This window comes from Massilia luteola (assembly GCF_034420155.1).
Lineage (GTDB): Bacteria > Pseudomonadota > Gammaproteobacteria > Burkholderiales > Burkholderiaceae_D > Telluria > Telluria luteola.
In genome coordinates this window covers 1-22766 of the sequence record NZ_JAXOFN010000020.1, presented here as the reverse complement: position 1 = coordinate 22766, position 22766 = coordinate 1, and the positions used below count along the sequence as shown (strand labels likewise).

The following is a 22766-nucleotide window of genomic DNA, read 5'->3' as shown; positions in this document are numbered from 1 at the left end:
AGCGTATGGTTTGATCCGCGGCAAGTATTTACGTCCAGCCGCGCAGCCAGGAACGCGTCCTCATCGGAGAATCCATGCAACACCGAACAAAGATCGCCATGGCCGTCGCCATCGCCCTGAATGCGATGGCCGGCCTTGCCCATGCACAAACCGCGGACGCGATGCAGCGCGTCGAAGTGACGGGCTCGCGTATCCGCCAGGTCGACCTGGAAACGGCCCAACCCGTCCAGGTGATGACCCAGGAACAGATCCAGAAGACGGGTCTCGTCACCGTCGGCGACATCCTCAACAACCTGTCCGCCGCCGGCACCCCGGCCTTCTCGAAGGGCTCGACGCTGACGTCGAACCGCGAACAGGGCGGCCAGTACATCAATATGCGCAACCTGGGGGCGAACCGCCTGCTGGTGCTGGTGAACGGCAAGCGCTGGACCCAGACCGTCGCCGGCTATACCGACATGTCGACCATCCCGGCGTCGCTGATCGAGCGCATCGACGTCCTCAAGGACGGCGCCTCGTCGATCTACGGTTCCGATGCCATCGCCGGCGTCGTCAACGTCATCCTCAAGAAGACCATGCATGGCGGCCTGGCCAGCGTGTACGACGGCCAGAACGAGCAAGGCGACGGCAGGAGGAAGGACTACGCGCTCGCCTGGGGCACGGGCGACGACAAGGCCGACATGATGTTCGGCCTGACGTACACCGAGGACGGCGTCGTCTGGGCGAAGGACCGCGACGTCACCGCCACCGCCTATGGCCCGAACCACCTGAACGCCGGCTTCGGCGCGAGCCCGTGGGGCCGCATCCGCCAGGTGAGCGCCAGCGGCGGCGCCGGCGGTTTCAACAAGATCCTGAACCACACCGGTTCGTACCTGGGCGACGGCACCGGTTCCAACGCGCGCGACCCGGACGATTATCACAACTATGCCGGCGCCGACGCCGACACGTTCAATTCGTCGAACCAGATGATGTACACGTCGCCGACCCGGCTGGCGTCCATCTTCACCAAGGGCAGCATCGCCCTGCCGCACGCCATGCGGTTCACGGCCACCGCGATGTTCGCGGACCGCGCATCGTCGCGCGAGGTCGCCGGCTATCCGCTGAACTCGATGACGCAGTCGAAATACCCCGTCTACATCGACAAGGACGATTACTACAACCCGTACGGCAACCAGGTGGCCGGCGCCGGCAAGGGCGTCGACCTGTTCTTCTACCGGCGCACGATCGAGGTGCCGCGCGTGACCGACAACGGCAACCGCACCCTGCACGTCGACGCCGGCCTGGAAGGCGCCGTCGGCGTGCTGGGCAAGGTCTGGAACTGGAACGTCGGCTACAATCACAGCGCCATCACGGGCTCGGTGCGGTCGGCCGGCAACCTGAACCTGCTGAACCTGAAAAAGGCCCTGGGGCCGTCGTTCATGAACGCGGCGGGCACCGTGCAGTGCGGCACCGCCGCGAGCCCGATCCCGCTGGCCGATTGCGTGCCGTTCGACATCCTGGGCGGCCCGTCGGCATCGACCCCCGCCGCGCTGAACTATGTCATGTCCAACGGCCAGGCCACGTACGGCTCGACCGTCGACAGCGCCACCGCCGACGTCACCGGCGACCTGTTCGACCTACCGGCCGGCGCCGTCGGCATGGCGGCCGGACTCGAGCACCGTTCGGTCAGCGGCTACGACCGCCCGGGCCAGTTCGAGCAATCGGGCTATTCGACCGACCTGGCCGGCAATGCCACCGTCGGCAAGTACACCGTGCGTGAAGCCTATCTCGAATTCAACGTCCCGCTGCTGAAGAACAAGCCGTTCGCGCAATTGCTGAGCGTCGACGTCGCGTCGCGCTATTCCGACTACAGCAACTTCGGCACCACGACCAACAGCAAGGCCAGCGTGATGTGGAAGCCGATCCGCGACCTGCTCGCCCGCGCCACGTACGCCCAGGGCTTCCGCGCCCCGACCCTGAGCGACACGTTCGGCGGCGGCCAGCAGGCCTACGATGCCTATCTGGACGCCTGCGACAGCAAGTACGGCGAGGCGGCCAGGAACCCGGCCGTGGCAGCCCGCTGCGCGGCCGCCGGCGTGCCGGCGGGCTTCCGCCAGCTCAACCAGGCCGGCTCGCCGGTCCCGGCCGGCGGCGCCCAGACCCCGGTGCCGTTCAACGCGGGCGCCGGCAACGGCGCGGTGCAGCCGGAAACGGCGACCACGAAAACCTTCGGTCTCGTCTACAGCCCCGGCTGGCTGAACGGCGCCTCGATCGCGCTCGACTGGTTCGACATCCACGTCAGGAACCGCATCACCGGCGTGACGGCGACCTACGAAATCAACCAGTGCTACGTCGACGGCGTGCAGGCGTTCTGCGACAAGATCAAGCGCGACCCGGCCACCGGCATGATCTCGACCCTGGCGCGCGGCAACGCCAACCTGGGCGAGCTGCAGACCAGGGGCGTCGACCTGACCTTCGCCTACCGCTTCCCCCGAACGGCGTTTGGCCAGCTCAGCGTGCGCTCGGAATCGACTTATACCGATACGTTCCGCATCAAGAGTACCGCCACGTCGGACTGGGAAAACGACGCCGGCGAATTCACGTACAACCGCGTCAAATCGAACCTGACCCTGGACTGGAACCTCGGCAACTGGAGCGCCACGCTGGCGTCGCGCTACTACAGCGGCGTCAAGGTGCATTGCTGGAGCGCGGCCAGCAACGAAGAGTGCAGCAACCCGAACGACCCGGCCAGCTGGGGTACCGGCTATACGACGCTGGGCGCCATGGTCTACGGCGACCTGTCGGTGGGCTATGCGTTGCCGTGGAAAGCCAGGCTGCTGGTCGGCGCCAACAACGTGTTCGACCGCAAGCCGCGCATCGTCTACGACGCCAGCACGTCATTCGTGAACGGCACGTCGGCCTCGTCGGCCGTCGATCCGCAAATGCCGATCGACCGGCTCTTCTACGTGCGCTACAACCAGTCCTTCTGATGGTTGACCGCGGCAGGTCGTCGCGACACTTGTTTTGCATAAGTGCCGCCGTACACCAGCGTCATTTTTGCGGATTTACAACAAAACGCGAATATATCGCCACGCCTAAATTGTTACGTTTATTTTACAATTTGTTGTCAAACAAACACACTCTTGTTATTACTTAAAAACCGGGCGCAAGTTCATCACGGTTGTTTTTCACAATATTTTTCTTACATTCCACGTAAATTATTTTTGAACACAAAATAAAATTCGTCGATTTCGATAAGCACAACTGTCAATCATCAGCCTGGCGGTTCCAGGCAGGGGAATCGGCACGGGTGACAAGCGCGGAAACACATGGTTACACGTGTTGACACCAAGCTATGCCGAATGATTTTATTGGCATCTTGGAAAAACGTATGCATCAAGCAAGTGCAACCCGCGTCGACCAAACCCGTCGCTAGCCGACGCCAACGGCAGTGCTGCGATCCAGCCTGCCGTTTTAAACCCTGGGAGTGTTAAAAATATGAGAGAGAAAAACTTGTCCCGTTCAATCCGGATGATCTGCCTTGGCGGCGTCGCCCTTGCGGTGCAGGGGGCATACGCACAGGACACGCAGACCGCGCCGATGCAGCGCGTCGAGGTCACCGGTTCGCGCATTGCCTCGCCGAACGCGGAGTCGCCGTCGCCGCTGCAGGTGCTGACCGCACGGGACATCGCCGCCTCGGGTGCCAACAACCTGCAGGACCTGCTGCTGCAAAACCCGACCCTGGGCACGCCGACCTACAGCCGGACCAACACGGCATTCCTGACGTCCGGCGCCGGCGTGGCCACCGTCGACCTGCGCAACCTGGGCACCTCGCGTACCCTGGTGCTGGTCAACGGCCGCCGCTTCGTGTCCGGCGTGCCGGGCAGCGCCGCGGTCGACCTGAACGCGATCCCGACCGACTTCGTCGAACGCGTCGAACTGATGACCGGCGGCGCCTCGGCAGCCTACGGCTCGGACGCCGTGGCGGGTGTGGTCAACATCATCACCAAGCGTAATTTCGACGGCCTCACGATCGACGCCCAGGGTGGCGAGAGCTCGAAGGGCGACAGCGAGAAGCGCAAGCTGTCGATCACCTTCGGCACCAGCAACGACAACGGCTTCCTGATGGGCCACATCGGCTTCACGCGCGACGGCCAGGTGTGGTCGCGCAACCGCGAAGCCTCGGCGGTCGACCAGTCGTCGAAGATGGTCGTCGACACCGGGGACCCGGCCGACGCCTTCGTCGCGGTCCGTCCGACCTACTCCAGCTACGCGCCGCAAGGCCGCTTCACCTACACGGGCGCCAACGGCAAGAGCGGCAGCTACACCTACGACGCGAACGGCAATCCGATCCCGTTCGTCTCCTCGGTATCCGGCTTCAACCGTTCGTTCTATCGTTCGATCGCCGTGCCGGTCGACCGCTTCGTGCTGGCCCTGAACGGCGAGCGCAAGATCGACGAGCACAACAGCGCCTTCATCGAAGGCACGTATGTCTCGACCCGCTCGGGCAGCGTGATCGAGCCGTTCGCGCTGAGCTCGGCCGACATCTTCAGCAACGCCCAGGTGCCGGCCGGTACCATGGTCAACGGCACGCTGGTGAAGAACCCGCTGGTGCCGCAATACCTGTACGACCGTATCAGCGACACCGACGGCGACGGCATTCCCGACTACTCGTTCACGCGCCGCATGGCCGAAGTCGGCACCCGCAGCAACACCGTGGACCGCGACACCTTCCGCCTCGCCACCGGCCTGAAAGGCGACTTCCATGCGTGGAAGGACTGGAACTACGAAGCCTATGTCTCGTATGGCCAGACCAAGGAAGCCCAGCAGTCGAGCGGCCAGGTCAACGTCCTGAACTTCCGCAACGCGCTGAGCGCCATCCCCGACGCGAATGGCAACCCGGTGTGCGCGGACGCCAACGCGGTCACCCAGGGTTGCGTGCCGATCAATATCTTCGGCTTCAACTCGATCAGCAAGGAAGCGCTGGCCTACGTGAACGCGCCGGGCTCGCTGACGACCCGCACCACGCAGAAGCTGGCTGGCGGCCACATCGACGGAGAAATCTTCGACCTGCCGGCCGGCCCGCTCGGCATCGCCGCCGGTGTCGAGTTCCGCAAGGAGTACTCGGAATCGACGCCTGACGCACTGACCCAGGCCGGCCTCAACGCCGGCAACGCGACCCCGCCGACGCAAGGCGATTTCAGCGTGCGCGAAGCCTTCGTCGAAGCCCACGTGCCGATCCTGAAGGACCTGCCCTTCATCAAGGAACTGAGCCTGCCGATCGCCTTCCGCCACGGCGACTACTCGTCGGTGGGCAGCACCAACAGCTGGAACGCCGGCTTCGAATGGACCGTCGTCGACGACGTCAAGCTGCGCGGCACCCGCTCGCTGTCGACCCGTGCGCCGGACATCAACGAGCTGTACCAGGCACCGAGCCAGGACTTCCCGACCGGCCTGACCGACCCGTGCGAAGGCGTGACCGCGACGTCGCAAGGCGTGTACGATGCACGCTGCCGCGCCGATCCGGGCGTGGCCGCGAACATCGCCAAGAACGGCCAGTTCACGAATACCCTGGCCGACCAGCAGGGCGTCAGCGGCTACAACCGCGGCAACCCGAACCTGCACGCGGAAAAAGGCCGTTCGACCACCCTGGGCGTCGTCTGGTCCCCGCGTTCGATCCCGATGCTGAAGCGCTTCACCTTCACGGCCGACTACTTCAACATCAAGATCGCCGATGCGATCGTGTCGACCCCGCGCCAGTTCGCGCTGACCGGCTGCTACAGCGGCACGAACCCGGCCATGTGCCAGTTCATCACCCGCTGGCCGACCGCGAACGGCGCCAGCAGCGCCGGCGCCCTGCGCTACATCGACACCGCCGTGTCGAACAGCGGCGGCAAGGCCACCTCGGGCATCGACCTGACCGCGGCCTGGAACGACCGCGTCGGCCCGGGCACCCTGTCGACCCGCCTCGCGTACACCTACGTGAAGACGGGCTACGACGTGCCGCTGCCGGGCGCGGACCGCGATCCGTTCGCCGGTGAAATCGGCGCGCCGAAGAACAAGGCGAACCTGAACCTGGGCTATCGCTGGAAGGACCTGAACGTCAACGCCACGTTCGACTACATCGGCCGTTCGTCGCTGGACGACCAGTTCCTGTCGGGCTTCGACCTGCCGGCGAACTCGCTGCAAGTCGGTTCGCGCACCTACACGAACATGCAGGTGTCGTACCAGCTGATGAAGAAGACCGAGCTGTACTTCGGCCTCGACAACGCGTTCGACGTCAAGGCGCCGCCGATCATCTCCGGCCTGCCGGGCGACGTGACCGGCACCGAGACCGACGGCGGCACCTACGACCCGATCGGCCGCCGCTGGTACGCAGGTATCCGCGTCAAGCTCTGATCGACCGCCTCTCCGGCACGCGCGCGTGCCGGACGCGCCAAGCCGCCCGCCCTGCGCGGGCGGCTTTTTTTTCGGCGCACGGCGACGCTGCGCCACGTTTGCCGCCCAGCTTACGCCGCGGGCATCTTGGCGGTATCATGCGCCATCGGCCGGCCCGGCAACGCGGCGGCGCGGCCCAACGAAAGTGAACATGGCTATCAAACTCAAGACAGAAAAAGACATCGCGAAAATGCGCGTCTCCGGCCGGCTGGCGGCCGAGGTGCTGGAAATGATCGGCGAATACGTCGTCCCCGGCGTCTCCACCGAGGAACTCGACCGGCGCTGCAACGACTACATCCGCAAGGTGCAGAAGGCCACGCCGGCCAACGTCGGCTACCACGGCTTTCCCAAGACCCTGTGCACGTCGGTCAACAGCGTCGTCTGCCACGGCATCCCCGCGCCCGCCGAGATCCTCAAGGACGGGGACATCGTCAACATCGACGTCACCGTCATCAAGGACGGCTGGCACGGCGACACGAGCCGCATGTACTTCGTCGGCACGCCCAGCCCGGAAGCGAAGAAGCTCGTCGACACGACGTATGAGGCCATGATGGCCGGCATCCGCGCCGTGCGCCCGGGCGCGCGCCTGGGCGACGTCGGCCATGCGATCCAGAAGCTGGCGGAGGCCGCCGGTTATTCGGTCGTGCGCGAGTACTGCGGCCACGGCATCGGCAAGGTCTACCACGAAGACCCGCAGGTGCTGCACTACGGCCGCCCGAACACGGGCACGCTCATCAAGGAAGGCATGACCTTCACCGTCGAACCCATGATCAACCTGGGCGATCCGGACGTCGAGCAGCTCGACGACGGCTGGACGGTCGTGACGCGCGACCGGTCGTTGTCGGCGCAGTGGGAGCACATGATCGCGGTGACCAAGAACGGCTTCGAGATCCTCACGCCTTGGCCACGCAAGGGCTGAGCGGCCGGCGGGCTTATTTGCGCAGGATGCCGCGCAGGTAGTCGTCGTGCGGGGGCATCGCCGCCGCCATCGCGGCGATCTGCTCGCGCCGCTGGCGCAACGCCTGCCGCGCTTCCTCGTGCGGCACCTCGTTGAGCACGGGGTCGAGGAATTCCGGCCAGGTCCCCATGCCGGCGTAGATCGCGAGCCAGCTGGAAGACGCGAACCCTTCCGCCGTGCTGTACAGGTTCAGCGCGCCGGTCTGGCGCCACACATGCATCTTGAAGGCGAGCGTGTCGGGCAGCTCCATGGTGACCATGTCGCGCCAAAACTGGCTGTCGCGGCGCGCGCTGAGGCAATAGTGCAGGATGATGAAGTCGCGGATGCGCGCGTACATCTTTGCCATGTTTCGGTTGTAGGCCTCGACAACGGGCGCGGCGGGCGGCACGCCCGGCTTGAGCGCATCGAGCATATGATTCAGGCCACGCTGGATCATCATGATGCTGGTCGATTCGAGCGGCTCCAGGAAGCCGGATGACAACCCCAGGGCGACGACGTTGTGTACCCAGAAGCGTTCGCGGTGGCCGGTGGTGAAGCGCAGGAGGCGGGGCTCGGCCAGGGCCGGGCCGTCCAGCTGTTCGAGCAATTGTTCGCGCGCGCGGCTCGCGTCGATGTGACGGCTGGAGAACACGTGGCCGTTACCGATGCGGTCGCTGAGCGGGACGCGCCATGCCCAGCCCGCTTCGAGGGCGGTCGCCCGGGTGTACGGCGTGATGGCGGCGCCGACCGGCGCGCTCGGCACGGCCCAGGCCCGGTCCACCGGCAGCCAATGGCTGAAATCGACCCAGGGCTCTTCCAGCGTGCGTCCCAGCAGCAGCGACGAGAAACCCGAGCAGTCGATGAACAGGTCACCGGCCACCGTGCGGCCATCCTCCAGCTTGAGCCGGTCGACGCCGCCGTCGGCGCGGCGCATGACCTCGACGATGCGCCCTTCGGTGCGCCTGACGCCGCGCTTCACGGCGACGGTGCGCAGGAATGCGGCATACAGATTCGCGTCGAAATGGTAGGCGTAGGTGTACAGGTTCGCCTGTTCCTTGGGCGGCTTCGCGAAGCGGCCCTGCATGGCCATCACGGTGGGCAGGCATTGGTCGCCCAGCACACCCAGCGTGGGATCGTCGACCCGGCGGTACTGGCCCCACAGGCACGTCGGACCGGCCACGTCGGCGAAATTGCCGAACGTATGGAAATAGTGTTCCCCTTGGGTGCGCCAGTCGCGGAATTGGATGCCCAGCTTGAACGTGCCGTTGGTGGCACGCACGAACTCGGCCTCGTCGATGCCTACCGACGCGTGGAAGTCGCGGATCGACGGGAAGGTCGCCTCCCCGACGCCGACAATGCCGATCTCTTCCGATTCAACCAGCTCGACCGTGCTGCCGGGCTGGGCTGTCTTCACGGCGATCGCGGTCATCCACCCGGCAGTGCCGCCACCGACGATCACGATGCGTTTGTAAGCCGTTGCCATGTCGCCTCTCCTCCCGATCCCGTCTAGCCCGCCACTTTAAGCAGTCTAATGCCAAACAGATAGTTTTATATATATTAAGTACAAATAAAACGACAAAAAAGCGACGGCAGGCGTCATGCGCCCGCCGTCGCTTCGTGGATTACTTCGCGTTCATCAGCGCCACGGTGGTGTCCAGCATGCGGTTGCTGAAGCCCCACTCGTTGTCGTACCACGACGACACCTTCACCAGGCGGCCCGACACCTTGGTCAGGGTCGAGTCGAAGTTCGACGAGGCCGGGTTGTGGTTGAAGTCGACCGACACCAGCGGCTCGGTGTTGTACGTCAGGATGTCTTTCAGCGGACCGTTCTCGGCGGCGTCCTTCATCAGCTTGTTGATCTCTTCGACGGTCGTGTCGCGCTTGGCGATGAACGACAGGTCGACGATCGACACGTTGATGGTCGGCACGCGGATCGCGTAGCCGTCCAGCTTGCCGTTCAGTTCCGGCAGCACGAGGCCGACGGCGGCGGCGGCGCCGGTCTTGGTCGGGATCATCGACTGCGTGGCCGAACGGGCGCGGCGCAGGTCTTCGTGCATCACGTCGGTCAGCACCTGGTCGTTGGTGTAGGCGTGCACGGTGGTCATCAGGCCGTTTTCCAGGCCGATGGCATCGTTCAGCGGCTTGACCAGCGGGGCCAGGCAGTTGGTGGTGCAGGACGCGTTCGAGATCACGGTGTCGGTCGACTTCAGCACGTCCTGGTTGACGCCGAACACGATGGTGGCGTCGACGTCCTTGCCGCCCGGTGCCGAGATGATGACCTTCTTGGCGCCGCCCTTCAGGTGGGCCGACGCCTTTTCCTTGGTGGTGAAGAAGCCGGTGCATTCCAGCACGACGTCCACGCCCAGCTCGCCCCACGGCAGTTCCGCCGGGTTGCGCTGCGCGTACACGCGGATGCGGTCGCCGTTGACGATCATGAAGTCGCCGTCGACTTCGACGGTGCCCGGGAACTTGCCGTGCGTGGTGTCGTAACGGGTCAGATGGGCGTTGTGCTCGACATTGCCGAGGTCGTTCAGCGCCACGATCTGGATGTCCTGCTTCTTGCCGCCTTCGTAGAAAGCGCGCAGCACGTTGCGGCCGATGCGGCCATAACCGTTGATTGCTACTTTGATCGTCATTTATTCACTCCTGATTAAAAAAATCCTAACACCGAAGCATAGCGTGAAACCCGCCGTACGGACAGCCCGCGGACCGTGCGGCGGGCGCAATCCATCAGGCCGCGAGAACGGCCTTGACCTTGGCGACCACGTTCTCGACCGTGAAGCCGAAGTGCTTGAACAGCACCGGGGCCGGGGCCGATTCGCCGAAGGTATCGATGCCCACCACGGCACCTTCCAGGCCGACGTACTTGTACCAGAAGTCCGTCACACCGGCCTCGACGGCCACGCGCGGGATGCCGCGGCCCAGCACGGCAGCCTTGTAGGCCGCGTCCTGGCGCTCGAACACGTCGGTCGACGGCATCGACACCACACGCACCTGGAGTCCCTGGCCAGCCAGGGTTTCGGCGGCTTTCACCGCCAGTTCCACTTCCGAACCGGTCGCGATCAGCACGGCGGTCGGGTTCTGCACATCGCGCAGCACGTAGCCGCCCCTGGCGACGTTCGCGACGGTCGCCGCGTCACGTTCCATGAACGGCAGGTTCTGGCGCGAGAAGATCAAGGTCGACGGACCGTCCTTGCGCTTGACCGCTTCGCCCCAGGCGACGGTCGATTCGGTCGTGTCGCACGGACGCCAGTTGTCCAGGTTCGGGATCAGGCGCAGCGACGAGACGTGTTCGACCGACTGGTGCGTCGGGCCGTCTTCGCCCAGGCCGATCGAGTCGTGGGTGAACACGAACAGCGAGCGGATCCTCATCAACGCGGCCATGCGCAGCGCGTTGCGGCTGTAGTCCGAGAACGTCAGGAACGTGGCGCCGAACGGGATGAAACCGCCGTGCAGGGCGATGCCGTTCATGATGGCCGACATGCCGAATTCGCGCACGCCGTAGTTGATGTGGTTGCCCGGCGTGCCCGAACGCAGCGGGATCGATTCCTTCCAGTTGGTCAGGTTCGAGCCGGTCAGGTCGGCCGAGCCGCCCAGGAACTCCGGCAGCACCGGCGCCAGTGCCTGGATCGCGTTCTGGCTCGCCTTGCGGGTGGCGATCGTTTCCTTCTTGTCGATGGTCGACGCGATGGCGGCGGCCAGCGTCTCCTCGAATTTGCCCGGCAGTTCGCCCTTCATGCGGCGCTCGAATTCGGCGGCCAGCTCCGGATACTGCGCGCGATAGCCGGCGAACACCTCGTTCCACGCGCCTTCGACGGCGGCACCCTTCTGCTTCTGGTCCCACGCTTCGTAGATCGGGGCCGGGATATCGAACGGGACCGCGTCCCAGATCAGGTGTTCGCGCACCGCGGCGACTTCCTTCTCGCCCAGCGCGGCGCCGTGCACCTTGTCGCCGCCCTGCAGGTTCGGGGAGCCCTTGCCGATGATCGTCTTGCAGCAGATCAGCGTCGGACGGTCCGACTTCCTGGCCTTGGCGATGGCGGCATCGACCGCCGCGACGTCGTGGCCGTCCACGCCCGGGATCACGTTCCAGCCGTACGCTTCGAAGCGCTTCGGCGTGTCGTCCGTGAACCAGCCTTCGACCTTGCCGTCGATCGAGATGCCGTTGTCGTCGTACAGCCAGATCATCTTGTTCAGGCGCAGCGTGCCGGCCAGCGACGCGACTTCGTGCGAGATGCCTTCCATCAGGCAGCCGTCACCCACGAACGCATACGTGTAGTGGTCGACGATGTCGAAGCCCGGACGGTTGAATTCCTTGGCCAGCAGCCACTCCGCGAGGGCCATGCCGACGGCGTTGGCGATGCCCTGGCCCAGCGGGCCGGTGGTCGTTTCCACGCCCGGCGTGATGCCGACTTCCGGGTGGCCCGGCGTCTTGCTGTGCATCTGACGGAAGTTGCGGAGGTCGTCCATCGACAGGTCGTAGCCCGACAGGTGCAGCAGCGCGTAATGCAGCATCGAGCCGTGGCCGTTCGACAGCAGGAAGCGGTCGCGGTTCATCCAGCCCGGATTGGCCGGGTTGTGGCGATAGTGGCCATCCCACAGCGCGACGGCGATCTCGGCCATGCCCATCGGCATGCCGGGGTGGCCGGAATTCGCCTTCTGGACGGCGTCCATCGCCAGCGCGCGGATTGCGTTGGCCATCAAGGTGGTGGTTTGCAGAGATTTCATGGGTGTGTGGAGTCTGAGGATAGGAAAGCGGTGGCACGAGCTGGCCTTAACCGCGTATTTTACCAGAGCATGGTCGGCGGGATTTAAAATGCCGGCTCGTCAACGGTTCCGATTGCCATCCATGCCACGTTTCTACTGCCCCCAGCCGCTCCTCCCCGGCGGCCTCGTCGACCTGCCGGAAGCGGTCGCCCACCACCTGCACGTCGTGCGCCAGCAGAGCGGCGACGAACTGGTGCTGTTCAATGGCGAGGGCGGCCAGGTGCGCGCGCGGCTCGTCGAGATCGGCAAGCGCCGCGCCACCGCCGAAGTCCTGGCGGTCGACGCCGTCGACGTGGAACTGCCCTTCCGCGTGACCCTCGCCCAGGGCTTGCCCGAGGGCAGCAAGATGGACTGGATCATCGAAAAGGCCGTCGAACTCGGGACGTCGGCGATCCAGCCGCTGGCCGCGCAGCGGTCCGTCGTGAGGCTGTCCGGCGAGCGCGCCGACAAGCGGCTGGCGCACTGGCAAGGCGTCGTCGTCAGTGCGTCCGAGCAGTGCGGCCGCAACCGCCTGGCCGACGTCGCGCCCGTCCAGGACTTCCAGCGCTGGCTCGGCCAGGACGCGGCGGGCGGCGTGCGCATCCTGCTGTCCCCGCGCGCCGATGCGTCGCTCGCGCAGTGGACGCGGCAGACGCCCGCGCAGGACGTCACCCTGCTCGTCGGCCCGGAAGGCGGCTTCACGGAACAGGAAGAAGACGCGGCGCTGGCCGCGGGCGCGCTCGCGTTGTCGATGGGGCCGCGGGTGCTGCGCACGGAGACTGCCGGGCTGGCCGCGCTCGCGATCCTGGCCGCGGGCTGGGGCGGCATCTGAGTCAATAAATAAAAATCCCGCCGGCAGCGGGGCTGCGGGCGGGATTGTGCGGAGCGGCGGCATCGCTGCCGCCGCGCCAAGGCCGGTCAGAACACGTAGTTCAGGCCGAGGCTGTAGAAGCGACCGACGGCGCCTGCCTGGTGCAGCGAGGCGTTGTAGGCCGTCTGGTTGCCGGCGTTGCCGTAGGTGGCGACGTCGATCGGCGGCTGGCGGTCGAACAGGTTCAGGATCGCGGCCTTCAGGCTCAGGTTCTGCGAGACCTTGTACACGACGTTCAGGTTCGTCGTCGTGAACGAGCGCACTTCGCAGTACACGCCCGGCTGGTCCACGCCCTGGAAATAACGGCGGCCACCGACGTCGAGACCGGTCGACGCGCAGTCCGTCGCACCCAGCGACGGGTCCATCGTCGAGAACGAGCTCGTGTAGTTCATGGTCGCGGTCATGTCCAGCGGGCCACGGTTCCAGCCCAGGGTGAACTGGGCACGGTCCTTCGGCGAACCGGTTGCGCCCGAGACCACGGACGGGCCCTGCGTACCGGCCAGCTCATACGTCACGCCGCCCGCGGCTTCGGTGATGTACGTGAACGTGTGCGAAGCGCTCAGGTTGGCGTGCACGATACCCATGTCGCTCGGCAGGCGCCAGCGGTAGCCGACGTCCGCCTCGATACCCGACGTCTTGGTGCCGCCCAGGTTGATGTACGGCGACTTCGCGTAGATGATCGGGCCGACCGCCGGGGTGCCGACGGTGGTGCCGGTGCCGACGCCGGTCGCGATGTCGACCGGGGTGGCCGGGCCGCGCACGAAGTCGGGCGAGAAGCTCGGGTCGTTGCCGGCCGCCGTCACGATCTGGTTACGCACTTCGATCTTGTAGTAATCGAGCGTCGCGTTCAGGCCCTTGACCGGTTCGACGATGATGCCGAGCGTGTACGACTTCGACTTCTCCGGCGACAGGTCCTTGCTGGTGACCTGGACGTACGGCGGGTTCATGCCGCAGGACGAAGGCACGTTGCCGGCGGTGTACTGGTGGCCGTCCTTGCACAGGATCGGGTCGTTGATCGCGTTGAACGTGAAGAACGAACCGGCATTGCCCACCTCGGCCGGGTTCGGCGCGCGGAAGCCGCGGGCGAACGTGCCGCGCACACCGAACATCTTCGACGGCGACCACTTGAACTTGGCGGCCGGCGTGAACGAGTTGCCGTAGGTGTCGAAGTGGTCGTAGCGGCTCGAGACGCCGACTTCGAGGTTCTTGATCGGCGTCGCCTGCAGTTCGGCGAAGACCGCGGAGTTGGTCTCGTCGCCGATCACGAAGGCGGAGGTGTTGGCGACCTGGCCGTTGGCCGTCAGGCTGGCGGCCGGGGCGTTCTGCTGGCGCTTGTGCCAGTGCACGCCGGCACCCAGGGCGACCGGGCCCGCACCCCATTGCATCAGTTCGCGCGAACCCACCAGGTCGATGTAGTTCAGCTTCGAATCGAGCGAGTTGGAGAATCGCGGCGAGATCTGGTCGACCAGCGCAGGCGCGTTGCCGCCGACCGGGTTCCAGGAACCGTTGAAGATCGCGTTGTACAGCGCGAGACGGTCGATGTAGCCGCTGTACTTCAGGTCCAGCTTGGTCTCGGTGACGCCGGCGGCCGCGTTCACGTCCCAGCCGTAGGCGCTGCCGTGCAGGTCGAGGGCGAAGCGGGTCGTCTTGGCCGTGTTGTCGATGGTCGTGACCGGATCCACGCCCGGGATGAAACCGTACAGGCGGGCCGCGGCGCCCAGCTGGTTGTACGAGGCGGTGGCCGGGATCAGGGTGCTCGGCACGCGGCCGATCTGCGTGACCAGCACGCCGTTGTTCAGCGAGGTGTTGCCGGGGACGGTGGTTGGCGAATAGCTCGGCATGAACGAGCCGAACGTGCCGGTCGTCGGGTAGGAGCTGCCGCGGTTGTTGATGCTGTTACGCTGGAACATCGAGCCCTTGAAGGCCAGTTCCCAGTCGTTGTTCAGCTTCTTGGTCAGGCCGACCATCACGTTGATGTTCTCGGTGGCCGGCTGGATGTTGGTGGTCGTGTCGCGCACCGCGCAGCCGCCCGACATGTACTTCGCGTAGTTACATGCCGACGGGTCCAGGAACTGGAAGTTCGCCGCATTCTTGACGCCGCCGGCGCCGGCCGGGTTGTACAGGAACGGGCTGTTGGCCGTGGTCAGGAAGCTGTTGATGCTGGACGGCACGCCGACGCGCAGGTCGTTGCCGCCGCGCGAACGCCAGTCCGCGTTGTCCCACATGAACTGGTCGCGATCGGACGTCTTGATGTCGCCCTGGCGGCGCCATTCCGCCGTGATGAAGGCGTTGTAGCCGTCGTTGTCCAGGTCACCGATGCCGGTGCTGAACGACGCCTTGTGCGTGTCGCCGCCGCCGTGCTGGGTGGTGCCGGTCTCGGCGCTGAAGCGGGTGCCGGTCAGGTTTTTCTTCAGCTTGATGTTGACCACGCCGGCGATCGCGTCCGAACCATAGGTCGACGAGGCGCCGGCCTTCAGTACTTCGATGCTGTCGATGGCGTCGAACGGAATGTTGGAAACGTCGACGAAGGAGCGCTGCGAGTCGTCCGACAGCGGATAAGGAGCGATGCGGTGGCCATCGACCAGCACCAGGGTCGCGCCGACGGTCAGGCCGCGCAGCGAGACGCCTTGCGCGCCGTTCGCGAATGCGCCCGAGAAGCCGGAACCGAGCGTGCCCTGGCCGTTGGCGGCGAGGTCGTTCAGCAGTTCGCCGATGGAGGTCTTGCCGCTGCGCTGGATGTCCTGCGCAGTCAGCACCTGCACGGGTGCCGGGGTTTCGGTGTCGGTACGGCTGATCAGCGAACCGGTCACGACCACGCGCTGGACTGCCTGGGGCGCGGCACTGTCTTGCGCCTGCGCCATGGCCGGCACTGCGAACATGGCACCGCTGGCAATTGCGCACGAAATCGCAAATGGCATCGACTTCAATTTAAACGTCATGAATACTTCTCCTTCTCGAATCTCTCAAAGTGGTTTCTTACGATCACCACATGCAGTACGGCGCTTACGCGCGGGGGCGGCCAAGCTGCGCCGCCCCCACGTGCACCACCGTTGCCTGCAAAGGCTTTTGGCCTGGTGCGTTTGAACTACATTCACGGACACACTGAATTGCTGTGTTTTTTCCTCATTCGCCCTGTAGGACGAACCCTCTCAATTAACGTTTCATCGATATCAAACGTTACTGACGTGTCGATAAAACCATAGCAAAAGCGAAAGTGTCAATAAAACACAATTGTTGAAATGTGTAGAAACAACACATTTTCGAAAAGGAATAATTAACATTTTTGCTGGTGCGATGCAGCACCAGAAAGGGCTTTTCTTTAAACAAAAATTGCACCGTCAAAGTGAATCACTGCGGCCCGATGTAAATATTCGCCGATTCCTTCCAGGATGACGCCCGAAGCACCGCAGCAAGAATTTTCGCGTATGTATGCATATAGCATGAAAGTATGGACGCGGCCCATGACGTCCGGGTCGCCGGCATGCATGGAGGAAACCAATATCGGTTGCTTGCTTACAACACAATTGACGTAAACGGCAGGTCCGGGCACCACAGCCGCCCCGGCCTTTCCTGTCGGCCCGCGCGGCCGATGCCTTATACTGGCGCCTGTACCGATCTGCCGCCGCCGGCACGGCGCCCGTCCGGCGCCGCCGCGCGCCGGCCACCACTCATCATGCTGCGAATTAACGAACTCAAACTCCCCCTGAACCACCCCGACCACGCCCTGCGCGACGCCATCGTCGGCCGGCTTGGCATCGAAGGCAGAGACCTGATCGATTTCACGGTCTACAAGCGCAGCTACGACGCGCGCAAGAAGAGCGCCATCGTCCTGATCTACGCGCTCGACGTCGACGTGCGCGATGAAGCGGCCGTGCTGGCCCGGCTGGCGCGCGATCCGCACATCGTCCCCGCGCCCGATACCGGCTACAAGTTCGTGACGCAGGCGCTGCCGGCCCCGGGCATGCCGCGTCCGGTCGTCGTGGGCATGGGGCCGTGCGGGTTGTTCGTGGCGCTGATCCTGGCGCAGATGGGCTACAGGCCGCTCGTGCTGGAGCGCGGCAAGATCGTGCGCGAGCGCACCGTCGACACCTTCGGCTTCTGGCGCAAGCGCAAGCTGAACACGGAATCGAACGTGCAGTTCGGCGAAGGCGGCGCGGGCACGTTCTCGGACGGCAAGCTGTACAGCCAGGTCAAGGACCCCAGGCACTACGGCCGCAAGGTGCTGAACGAATTCGTGAAGTCGGGCGCGCCGGAAGAAATCCTGTACGTCAGCAAGCCGCACATCGGCACCTTCCGCCTCGTCAAGATGGTCGAGCAGATGCGCGCCGAGATCCTCGCGCTGGGCGGCGAGATCCGCTTCCAGACGCGCGTGGAAGACGTCCTGATCGAGGGTGAGGAAAATGCCCGCCAGGTCGTCGGCGTCAGGCTGCATACGGGCGAGACGATCCCGACCCGCCACCTCGTGATGGCCGTCGGCCACAGCGCGCGCGACACGTTCGAGATGCTGTACGAACGCGGCGTCTACGTCGAGGCCAAGCCGTTCTCGATCGGCTTCCGCGTCGAACACCCGCAATCGCTGATCGACGTGTGCCGCTTCGGCCCGAACGCCGGCAACGAGATCCTCGGCGCGGCCGACTACAAGATCGTGCACCATGCTTCCAACGGCCGCAGCGTGTACAGCTTCTGCATGTGCCCGGGCGGCACCGTCGTGGCCGCCTCGTCCGAGGAAGGCCGCGTCGTGACGAACGGCATGAGCCAGTATTCGCGCGCCGAACGCAATGCCAACAGCGCCATCGTCGTCGGCATCACGCCGGCCGACTACCCGGGCCACCCGCTGGCCGGCATTGCCTTCCAGCGCGAACTGGAATCGCGCGCCTTCGTGCTGGGCGGCGGCAACTACGATGCGCCGGGCCAGTTGATGGGCGACTTCGTGCGTGGCGTGGCGTCGACCGAATTCGGCAGCGTCGTCCCGTCGTTCAAGCCGGCCGTGCACCTGACCGACCTCGCCCCCTCCCTGCCCGACTACGCCATCGTCGCGATGCGCGAAGCCTTCGTCGCCTTCGACAAGCAGATCAAGGGGTATTACAAGGAAGACGCCGTGCTGACGGGCGTCGAGACGCGCACGTCGTCGCCGATCCGCATCAAGCGCCACGACGACAACCTGCAGAGCCTGAATACGCGCGGCCTGTACCCGGCGGGCGAAGGCGCCGGCTACGCGGGCGGCATCATGTCGGCCGCCATCGACGGCATCCGCGTCGCCGAAGCCGTCGCGCTGGCGATGGTCGGCTGATCCTCCGCATCGGTTCCGGGGCCGGTGCCGGCCGGCCCTGTCGTGTCTTCACGCCGACGCAAATGATGAATCTGGGCATCAAAAGATTTCACGAAGACACTGTGTTTTTCAGTTTCTTGCATCGACAGATGCAAATCTGTCTGTTTTTGACGTAATTACGCAACAAAATTACGTCGTTTTAAGTTTCTGTGGTGTATCTTTACCAGTCTTGAAATATTGGTGAACCGCTATTTCAAACTTGCTTACCTAAAACAACAGGACCAAGATGCTCACTGAAAAAACCATGGCGCGCACCCTGCGCCTCGTATTCTCCGGCACCACCCTCGCGGCCGGCTTTGGTTTCGCCGGTAACGCCCTGGCACAAACCCAGGACGTCCAGCAGGCCCCTATCGCCCGCGTCGAAATCACCGGCTCGGCAATCAAACGCATCGACGCTGAGACCTCCGTGCCCGTCACGGTGATCCGTGCCGACGACCTGAAAAAGGAAGGCATCACCACGATCGAACAGGTGATGGCCAACCTGAGCGTCTCGCAAGCCCAGCAAGGCACCAGCCAGTCGGTCGGTGCCAGCACCGGCGGCGCCTCGTTCGCCGACCTGCGCGGCATCGGCCAGAACAAGACCCTGGTGCTGCTGAACGGCCGTCGCCTGGCGAACAATGCCTACGACAGCTCGGCCCCCGACCTGAACATGATCCCGTTCGCCGCGCTCGAGCGCGTCGAAGTGCTGCGCGACGGCGCATCGTCGCTGTACGGCTCCGACGCCGTCGGCGGCGTGATCAACTTCATCACCAAGAAGAATTTCCAGGGCGGCGTCGCCACCTTCGGCGAAGACGTCCCGTCGCATGGCGGCGGCCGTTCGATCAACGCCAACGTGGCCTTCGGCTTCGGCGACCTGGACACCAACGGCTGGAACATCTCGGCCGTGATCGACCACCAGGAACAGTATCCGGTGAACGGTACCGACCGCTCGTACAACACCCGCTACCCGGGTGGCCTGTCGTCGTCGACCTTCCCTGCCAACTACTACCAGGGCGGCGACAGCGTCAACCCGGCGGGTCCGGGCTGCACGACCGGCGTCCACCTGATCCCGGACGGCGGCACCGGCTGCCTGATGACGACCTCGTCGTTCGTCGACTACATCCCGCGCAACGTGCGCGACTCCGGCCTGATCCGCGGCACCATGAAGCTGGGCGAGCACGAACTGGGCGTCGAGTACCTGACGAGCCAGAGCATCGTCGCGACGACCATCGCACCGGTCCCGTACGGCGGCCTGTACATGAACCGCCTGCGTCCGGACGGCACGGCCAACCCGTACTACCCGACCTCCGGCCTCGATCCGGCCTACACCGAAGCGTTCATGCCGGACGGCGTGCAACCGGGCTTCGCCCACGTGAAGTGGCGCGACATGCCGAACGGCGTGCGCCAGGACAAGAACACGAACCGCCAGCAGCGCCTGGTCGTCTCGCTGCAGGGTAACATCGGCGGCTGGGACTACGAGAGCGCCGTCACCTGGAACGAAAACCGCGTGCAGGAACAGCTGTTCGGCTACAGCGACGGCGGCATCATCACCCAGGGCGTCCTGAACGGTGTCATCAACCCGTTCGGCGACCAGTCCGCCGCAGGCACCGCCCTGCTGAACTCGGCCGCACTGTCGGGCACCATCCAGACCGCCCGTGGCCAATCGACCGGCGCCGACTTCCACGCCAGCCGCGAAGTGGGCGACTGGCTGAACGCCGGCCGCGCCGCCGCACTGGCACTGGGTGTCCAGGGCACGTACGACAAGTTCACGAGCGCCGCCAACACGGAGTTCGCCGAGCGCGTCGTCGCATCGACCGGTATCGACCCGAACACGTTCAACTCGGGCACGCGCCACGTGTTCGCCGGCTACGGCGAACTGAACGTCCCGATCAACAAGACCCTGGACGTGACGGGTTCGGTCCGCTTCGACAAGTACAGCGACTTCGGCAACTCGACGAACCCGAAAGTCTCGTTCCGTTGGCAGCCGACCCAGTCCGTGATGCTGCGCGGTTCGTACTCGACCGGCTTCCGCGCGCCGTCGCTGTACGAGATCCACTCGGCACAGACCTACACCAACACCGCCGGCACCTACGACGACCCGATCAACTGCCCGGGCGGCACCCCGCTGCCGGGCCACTCGCGCGCCGCGAACTGCAGCCAGCAGTTCCAGGTGCTGGGCGGCGGCAGCAACACGCTGCAGCCTGAGAAGTCGAAGAACGCCACCCTCGGCCTCGTGATCGAGCCGCTGAAAGGCCTGAGCGTCGGCTTCGACTTCTGGGCCCTGAAGCTGGATCACCAGATCAGCACGCTGAGCCAGGACGACGTGTTCGCGGATCCGGTCAAGTACGCCTCCGTGTACCACCGCAACCCGAACGGCGAACTGTCGGTGGACGGCTCGCAATGCCCGAACCCGGCGACCTGCGGCTATGTCGACCTGCGTAACCAGAACCTGGGTGGCATCATCACCAACGGTCTCGACCTGTCGGCCAACTACCGTCTGCGCAGCGCCGCGTACGGCAACTTCACGTTCGCATCGAACACCACCTACGTCCACAAGTACGAGTACCAGAACTCGGAAGGCGGCGAGTGGCACCAGAACGTGGGCGTGTACTCGGGCACGAATCCGGTGTTCCGCTGGCAGTCGACCAACAACCTGGTGTGGAACAAGAACGCCTACTCGGCCGGCCTGACCGCGCACTACAAGAGCGGCTACATCGACCAGGACCCGACCAACCATGTCGCTTCGTACACCACGTTCGACACGTTCGTCGCCTGGACGCAGCCGAAGGGCCTCGGCCTGACCGTCGGCGTGCGTAACCTGTTCGACAAGGATCCGCCGCTGTCGTACCAGGACGCCACGTTCCAGGCCGGCTACGATCCGCGTTACACGGATGTGCTGGGCCGTACCTTCTACGCGCGTGCGACCTACACGTTCTAAGCTGGCCGCCACGTAGCAATGCAAACGCCCGGTGCTCGCGCACCGGGCGTTTTTTATTGCGCCGGTGATTCGGCGATGGTGGGCACGGGGTGCCCACCCTGTAAAGGCAAAGTTAAAATGTCCGCTTTGAGCAAAGTTGAAATGTCCGTCATGTGACATTTCAAATGCGCTTCTGAGCGGACGTTTTCCTTGCCGTCATCACCCCCTGCACGACGGCGGCGGCAACTCGATCTTCGCGGTAGTTGCGATTGCGTTTCTTCTTGTCGAGAGTTGCGTGCAGCGTTTTGCTATCCACGTCGACATCCTTCGCCCGCAGCGGTTGCTCCATACGGATATAGGCGAGCACGTTGCCGTTAGCGCGCATTTCAACTCGACCATCAGCATAGGTATGGATGTTGATGGACTGACCGATCAGCTTGCGAAGCTCAGGCTTATCGTCAAACCGATACGGTACGCCGCCGTGATGCAAGGTGAGTTTGGCGCTGAGTTTTCGGCTGTCGCAAATGGCCAGGATCAGATCCAGGTTGTAAGTTGAGTTAAGGGCGACATGCAGGTCAAGCGGATTGCCCGGCTCGACTGAAAAGCGTGCGTTGTAGTTCTGGATGAAATCACCGCACCAGGCGTTTGCGGTCTCGATGTCGTTGATGCCGTCCAGTCGCAAGGTTTTAACCAGACGGTCTTGCAACGTACGGTTAGCCCGCTCCACGCGGCCCTTCGCTTGAGGAGAGTTGGCACAGATTAGCTCGATGCCAAGTTCATCGAGCGCACGCTGGAACTGGGTCTTCGTCTGGTTCGTTGCTGATGGTGAGCGAAAGACCGCTGCACGGTCGGCATAGAACGCTTGCGGTCTGCCGTGCTGCTCGATGTATCGTCGAGTCGCCTCAAAATAGCTGGCCGTCGTTTCTGTCTCGGCAAAGTGCAGATGCTGAATCCTGCCCGTCGCATCGTCGATATACACTAGCAAGGTGCAAGCGTCGCCACGTTTCTCGAACCAGTGATGACGACTGCCGTCTATCTGGACCAACTCTCCGATGCACCGACGTCGTTCTCGCGGCTGATAAAGACGGCTCTTGTGGGCAGATTTCGTGACCCATAGCCCGGCCTTGATCATCAAGTTGCGCAGGGTTTCCTTCGACAGTTTCAAGCCATGCCGCTCGCGTAGTTGCTCGCAAGCCAGCGTCGGCCCAAAGTCGGCATAGTGATCACGTAGCAGTCCCAGCGCCTTCTGCGCCACCTCAGGCGCAAGCCGATTGTTGCTCGGCTTGCCCCGCTGCCTGGATATCATCCCGCTCTGGCCTTCTTGTTCAAAGCGTTTTTGAAGACGGCGTATTTGACGCGTCGTTATCCCCAGCCGCCTGGCCGCAATGACCGCCGTGATCTCGCCCTTGATACTGGCGCCGATGACCCCGGCGCGTTCCAACTCCTCCATCGTAATGCTCCCGATTTTTCCCACGCTCGACTCCAAACCGTTCGGAATCGACAGCATGAGCTATCTAGCAAAAGCGGACATTTCAACTTTGCTAAATGCGGACATTACAACTTTGCCCTAACA

Annotated in this window: 11 protein-coding genes; 6 read left to right on the top strand and 5 right to left on the bottom strand. The window is 64.4% G+C overall.

Features of this window, described 5'->3' with window-relative positions; translation table 11 throughout:
- Window positions 1-74 precede the first annotated feature (74 nt).
- The 3 genes from U9J41_RS19355 (at window position 75) to map (ending at window position 7333) form a co-directional block, all read left to right on the top strand.
- Window positions 75-2966, top strand: a complete 2892-nt coding sequence (locus U9J41_RS19355) for a TonB-dependent receptor plug domain-containing protein (protein WP_322403800.1) — start codon at window positions 75-77, stop codon at window positions 2964-2966.
- 523 nt (window positions 2967-3489) lie between these two features.
- Window positions 3490-6375: a TonB-dependent receptor plug domain-containing protein gene (locus U9J41_RS19350; protein WP_322403799.1), complete on the top strand. Its 2886-nt coding sequence runs from the start codon at window positions 3490-3492 to the stop codon at window positions 6373-6375.
- Window positions 6376-6565: 190 nt separating this feature from the next.
- A complete protein-coding gene (gene map, locus U9J41_RS19345; protein WP_322403798.1) occupies window positions 6566-7333 on the top strand; it encodes a type I methionyl aminopeptidase in 768 nt (255 codons plus the stop codon).
- Window positions 7334-7346: 13 nt separating this feature from the next.
- Here the strand turns inward: map and U9J41_RS19340 are convergent, their stop codons facing one another.
- The 3 genes from U9J41_RS19340 to tkt all read right to left on the bottom strand — a co-directional run bounded on the left by U9J41_RS19340 (window position 7347) and on the right by tkt (window position 12079).
- Window positions 7347-8834 (bottom strand): tryptophan halogenase family protein, encoded by a 1488-nt coding sequence (locus tag U9J41_RS19340; RefSeq protein WP_322403797.1) that lies wholly within the window; start codon window positions 8832-8834, stop codon window positions 7347-7349.
- A gap of 139 nt (window positions 8835-8973) precedes the next feature.
- Entirely contained in the window at window positions 8974-9987 is a 1014-nt protein-coding gene (gene gap, locus U9J41_RS19335; protein ID WP_322403796.1) for a type I glyceraldehyde-3-phosphate dehydrogenase, read from the bottom strand.
- 94 nt (window positions 9988-10081) lie between these two features.
- A complete protein-coding gene (tkt, locus tag U9J41_RS19330; protein WP_322403795.1) occupies window positions 10082-12079 on the bottom strand; it encodes a transketolase in 1998 nt (665 codons plus the stop codon).
- Window positions 12080-12200: 121 nt separating this feature from the next.
- On the opposite strand from tkt, the gene U9J41_RS19325 reads away from it, so the two are divergent.
- Entirely contained in the window at window positions 12201-12929 is a 729-nt protein-coding gene (locus U9J41_RS19325) for a 16S rRNA (uracil(1498)-N(3))-methyltransferase (RefSeq protein ID WP_322403794.1), read from the top strand.
- An 86-nt stretch (window positions 12930-13015) separates the two neighbouring features.
- Here the strand turns inward: U9J41_RS19325 and U9J41_RS19320 are convergent, their stop codons facing one another.
- Window positions 13016-15847 (bottom strand): TonB-dependent receptor domain-containing protein, encoded by a 2832-nt coding sequence (locus tag U9J41_RS19320; protein ID WP_322403793.1) that lies wholly within the window; start codon window positions 15845-15847, stop codon window positions 13016-13018.
- A 794-nt stretch (window positions 15848-16641) separates the two neighbouring features.
- On the opposite strand from U9J41_RS19320, the gene U9J41_RS19315 reads away from it, so the two are divergent.
- Entirely contained in the window at window positions 16642-18258 is a 1617-nt protein-coding gene (locus U9J41_RS19315; protein ID WP_322403792.1) for an NAD(P)/FAD-dependent oxidoreductase, read from the top strand.
- A gap of 265 nt (window positions 18259-18523) precedes the next feature.
- Window positions 18524-21214, top strand: coding sequence for a TonB-dependent receptor (locus U9J41_RS19310; RefSeq protein ID WP_322403791.1), 2691 nt, complete (start codon window positions 18524-18526; stop codon window positions 21212-21214).
- A gap of 160 nt (window positions 21215-21374) precedes the next feature.
- Here U9J41_RS19310 and U9J41_RS19305 read toward each other — a convergent pair whose 3' ends face one another.
- Complete coding sequence (locus tag U9J41_RS19305) at window positions 21375-22700, bottom strand: ISNCY family transposase (protein WP_322402055.1); 1326 nt, start codon at window positions 22698-22700, stop codon at window positions 21375-21377.
- Between the last annotated feature and the right edge of the window lie 66 nt (window positions 22701-22766).

What these genes read in the sequence shown, in the direction of transcription:
- U9J41_RS19355 (WP_322403800.1), top strand. Translation starts at nt 75, where the DNA reads ATGCAACACCGAACAAAGATCGCCATGGCCGTCGCCATCGCCCTGAAT.
- map (WP_322403798.1), top strand. Translation starts at nt 6,566, where the DNA reads ATGGCTATCAAACTCAAGACAGAAAAAGACATCGCGAAAATGCGCGTC.
- U9J41_RS19340 (WP_322403797.1), bottom strand. Translation starts at nt 8,834, where the DNA reads ATGGCAACGGCTTACAAACGCATCGTGATCGTCGGTGGCGGCACTGCC.
- gap (WP_322403796.1), bottom strand. Translation starts at nt 9,987, where the DNA reads ATGACGATCAAAGTAGCAATCAACGGTTATGGCCGCATCGGCCGCAAC.
- tkt (WP_322403795.1), bottom strand. Translation starts at nt 12,079, where the DNA reads ATGAAATCTCTGCAAACCACCACCTTGATGGCCAACGCAATCCGCGCG.
- U9J41_RS19325 (WP_322403794.1), top strand. Translation starts at nt 12,201, where the DNA reads ATGCCACGTTTCTACTGCCCCCAGCCGCTCCTCCCCGGCGGCCTCGTC.
- U9J41_RS19320 (WP_322403793.1), bottom strand. Translation starts at nt 15,847, where the DNA reads ATGTTCGCAGTGCCGGCCATGGCGCAGGCGCAAGACAGTGCCGCGCCC.
- U9J41_RS19315 (WP_322403792.1), top strand. Translation starts at nt 16,642, where the DNA reads ATGCTGCGAATTAACGAACTCAAACTCCCCCTGAACCACCCCGACCAC.
- U9J41_RS19310 (WP_322403791.1), top strand. Translation starts at nt 18,524, where the DNA reads ATGCTCACTGAAAAAACCATGGCGCGCACCCTGCGCCTCGTATTCTCC.
- U9J41_RS19305 (WP_322402055.1), bottom strand. Translation starts at nt 22,700, where the DNA reads ATGCTGTCGATTCCGAACGGTTTGGAGTCGAGCGTGGGAAAAATCGGG.